This window comes from Moorella mulderi DSM 14980, from assembly GCF_001594015.1.
GTDB lineage: Bacteria > Bacillota > DSM-521 > Neomoorellales > Neomoorellaceae > Neomoorella > Neomoorella mulderi.
On the sequence record NZ_LTBC01000033.1, the window covers coordinates 1 to 3,584 of the forward strand.

A 3,584-nucleotide genomic window follows, 5' to 3' on the forward strand; every position below is an offset into this window, starting at 1 on the left:
CGCTTCCTGGCGGGTTTTAAGGGTTATTTGCACGTTGACGGCTATGCTGGCTACAATGAGCTTCCGGATGTCACCCTGGTCGGCTGCTGGGCCCATGCCCGGCGCAAGTTCGACGAAGCCTTAAAGGACCTGCCGGAAGATAAACGCAACAAAGCAGTAGCCGCCCGGGAGGGGCTGGAGTACTGCAACCGGCTCTTTGCCATAGAGAGCGAGTTGAAAGATAAAACGCCGGAAGAACGCTATCAAATCCGCCAGGTGCGCAGCAAACCCGTGCTGGACGCCTTTTTGGCGTGGCTTAAAAACCAAAAATCCCGGGTACTGCCCAAAAGCACTTTTGGGCAGGCGATTTACTATTGCCTGGGCCAGTGGGATAAACGTAAGCGTCAAATACAACCCACCTTGGCACCAATCGCAAGTATAGGGGATAATCCTCTTCAGAACACAAGCTGAGGAGGATTTTTTGTTATGACCAAAGCCGAACGGCAAGCACTATGGGAAACCCGGATAGCCGAATACAAGAAGAGCGGGCAAAGCGTCAGAGAATGGTGCGCTACTCATGAAGACGTTAACCCTAAACAATTATGGTACTGGCTGCGGAAGTATAAGAACCAGGACGTAGTTTACCCGGGAAACTCAAACCGGTGGCTGCCGGTAGAAATAAGGGAGCCATCTTCTGGTGTTCAGGGCAACTCCTTGTTGGTCAGGATAGGCAAGACCTGCATCGAAGGCAAGCGTAAAATAGCCCCCACCTCGGTGATAGGTGGGGGCTATTTTACGCTTACGGATAAACTCGTAGCCTTTTTGCAAGACGGGCGTCTGGAACTCGACAACAACCGCAGCGAGCGCTCCATCAAGCCCTTCGTCATTGGCCGCAAGAACTGGTTGTTTGCCAACACCCCGCGGGGTGCTAAAGCCAGCGCCATTACCTACAGTATCATAGAAACGGCCAAGGAAAACGGGTTAAATCCCTTTCACTATCTCATTTACCTCTTTGAAAAACTTCCCAACTTGGACCTCAAGGATAAAAACGCCCTGGATCAACTCCTGCCGTGGTCGGAAACTCTGCCTCCTGTCTGCCGGATGAATAATTAAGCTTGTTCTAGCCCCCACCTCGGTGATAGGTGGGGGCTATTTTACGCTTACTGAGCATCTACCACCCTTTCCGGTGCCCGGGCTTTGAAACGCTCCAACAGCGCCTCTTCCCACTTTTGGCGCACGGCCTTCGGGCGGACGTATAGCATTATTCGTTCGTCGGCATAGGGATCAGGTACGCCCGGCTCTCCCGCCGCCCGCAGGGCCTCTAAAAGGTAAATGTCTTTTGGCGTGAGCACCAACTGGCGATCAGTCTCCTCCGCTATTTCTAGGAACGACAGCAGCCGTTCCACGTTTCGGGGGCCGAAATCGGCAACTGCGAGGCCGTCCGCCTTTTTGACAGCTTCCAGTGAATTGGTTAGGACTTCATCTTCGGTGACGGGCTTTTCAGTCTGCGGGTGAGTACCCTCGCATATTAGGATTGCAGGTTTTAGCGCCGCCGCTTCACTAATAAACTGTCGTGTCAGATCGGCATGCTTCCCATGGAGCCGGAGGTCGCCCGTGTACACCACCCAGCCTTCAAAAGTCTTTATACCGAACGCTGATCGAACATCGAGTCTATCTCCATATCAGAGAGTTCTGCCTTGTTGCAACAACATAACCCGGATTGCTTCATCACCGTATTTTAAGCTCCCAAGAGCCCGCAACTCCGAGATGAACTTTGCACGTGCTTCGGCATTGTAGGAGATGTGGCGGTAGATCTTACTCCGTTACAGCACTCATTCTGCGGTAAAGCGACTCAAGACGAGTATCTGCGTTTGGTGGCCTCCACCACCAATGCGTTAAAGACGCCAACCGAGGGAGGTTTATTTTCCCGTAATGGTAATATTCGGCCATAACACTGAACCAACCGCCCCAGCGTCCAGCACTGATGTAGTGCGTCAGGTTTTCCGGCTGTAAGTCATCAGCAATAAACGAAGCTCCAGGAGATTGAAAAAATCGGGGTGTAATTCCTCTGATGGCAGTAAGACATCATTAATCAGATTCTCTATTTCCGACAATGTGAGAGATTGGCTTGACAAGCTGACCTTTGCTTCATTCCCTTGTCGCTCATCTGCATTCTTATAATAAGGTACTTTGCCGCCGAGACGAGCAACCATGCAAACTGCAATCGGCCCTTTCATCGTTCTACTGAAGGAGATCAACAGTTGGCGGAGCAGGTCGTCGCTGGCCGCACCAAAGCAGTGTCCGAGCAATCCGAGCATTTGGCGTGCGTCCACCGACCGAGGATTCCTTATTCGCGGATCATTAAGGAATTCTGCAGCGGCATTACAAATTCCAAGTTTACAGGCTGAGTCATTTACCGCCAACTCGTACAACAGCTCGCCAATTCGTTCAATCTATTTCCAAAGTGTCTCCACTGAGAAAATCCTTGCTTCCGGCCTTCATTAAAAGCGCCATGAGGCCTTTATATGCGGCACTTAACCGCGACTGCATGCTAAGCAATCGGGTAGGGCTGAAGTTCGCGTTCCGGATCGAACATGGTAGCTCCCCGCCGTCGATCCAGGCAATAACCTCAGGAAAGTCTGAGCTTCGCGGATACGAAAACATTACTGCACACCGCGGAGGAATTCAACGACATCCTTTGGTTCAACGTAATACCCTTGAGCCCGGTACAAGGTATCCAAGTCTTTAAACAACAAGTCCCCCATCAATTGCAATTGCTCTGCCCCAGGCTCTTCAAGGATCATTCTGGAAGCTGTGGCGTCGTTGACGCGTAGGGCAACACGGCAATTCATTAGGCTACGAATATTTGTCGGAACAAGGTCAGCACTGGGCCTTTGCGTGCAAAGAACTAGGTGTATACCTCTACTGCGACCAAGCTGAGCGATTCGCCGTATGTTGTCGTAGAACGCTTTGCGGGCCGCACTGTTTCTACCTAGCTGATCCGCAAGATCAGCAAACTCGTCAACGATCACTATAAGAGGGTAAAGTTTGTCGTCAGGGTGACGACGGTTGTATTCTTGGATTTTATCACATTTCGCTTCATGCAAAATATGTCCCCGTTCGTCGAGGATTCGAGCTATTCTGTTCTGAAGGAGTTGGATAGCCTCGGAAGCGTCAACTATGACCTGTCCAGTCTCAAGGTGTGGCACCCCCTCGAAGTAGCTGAAGTCCTCTGGTTTCGACGTGGATAGAAGATAACCCCATTAATCCCTAACTGCTCTTTTCCAACTTGATACCCCTTTTACCAATATAGCTGACCAGTGACTCCTCATCTGGGAAGTGCTTTTCCACCAGGGCCAGGTGCTCCTCCAGCAAGCTTTGGCTGTGACCGGTGATCCGCATCATGGCTGAAGCCGGTACGTGGTAGTAGCGTAAGAGCAACACCCGGTCAAACAACCGCAGGTAGTTGTCCACCGCCTCGGGGGTGTGGTAGATCCGCCGGGCAATCTCCTGGGTGGTTAGTCCCTCCAGGGCCATCTCCACCACCAGGGCCTTATGGGTCAGGGTGCGACCCATATCCAGCACCGTACCGGCCGTGGGCAGGA

The 3,584-nt window shown here is 51.9% G+C and carries 3 protein-coding genes and 4 pseudogenes; 3 read left to right on the plus strand and 4 right to left on the minus strand.

The genetic code is table 11. The features are described from left to right. The 3 pseudogenes from MOMUL_RS14995 to MOMUL_RS16440 form a co-directional block, all read left to right on the plus strand. Nucleotides 1–375 (plus strand): annotated as a pseudogene (locus MOMUL_RS14995) (IS66 family transposase); the annotation flags it as partial. Nucleotides 376–465: 90 nt separating this feature from the next. Further along, nucleotides 466–693: pseudogene (gene tnpA, locus MOMUL_RS17975) on the plus strand (IS66 family insertion sequence element accessory protein TnpA); the annotation flags it as partial. Nucleotides 694–783: 90 nt separating this feature from the next. Next, a pseudogene (locus MOMUL_RS16440) lies at nucleotides 784–1,092 on the plus strand (IS66 family transposase); the annotation flags it as partial. A 47-nt stretch (nucleotides 1,093–1,139) separates the two neighbouring features. Here the strand turns inward: MOMUL_RS16440 and MOMUL_RS17120 are convergent. From MOMUL_RS17120 to MOMUL_RS15025, 4 genes and pseudogenes are all read right to left on the minus strand, one after another. After that, the gene (locus MOMUL_RS17120; protein ID WP_201786542.1) at nucleotides 1,140–1,385 is read right to left on the minus strand and encodes a hypothetical protein; all 246 of its coding nucleotides are present in this window, start codon (nucleotides 1,383–1,385) and stop codon (nucleotides 1,140–1,142) included. A 588-nt stretch (nucleotides 1,386–1,973) separates the two neighbouring features. Next, a complete protein-coding gene (locus tag MOMUL_RS15010) occupies nucleotides 1,974–2,297 on the minus strand; it encodes a hypothetical protein (protein ID WP_062286204.1) in 324 nt (107 codons plus the stop codon). A 345-nt stretch (nucleotides 2,298–2,642) separates the two neighbouring features. Further along, nucleotides 2,643–3,197, minus strand: a pseudogene (locus tag MOMUL_RS15020) (FtsK/SpoIIIE domain-containing protein); the annotation flags it as partial. Between the two features lie 52 nt (nucleotides 3,198–3,249). Further along, nucleotides 3,250–3,584: DUF1670 domain-containing protein (locus tag MOMUL_RS15025; protein WP_153018415.1), on the minus strand; the 335-nt coding region annotated here is incomplete at its 5' end.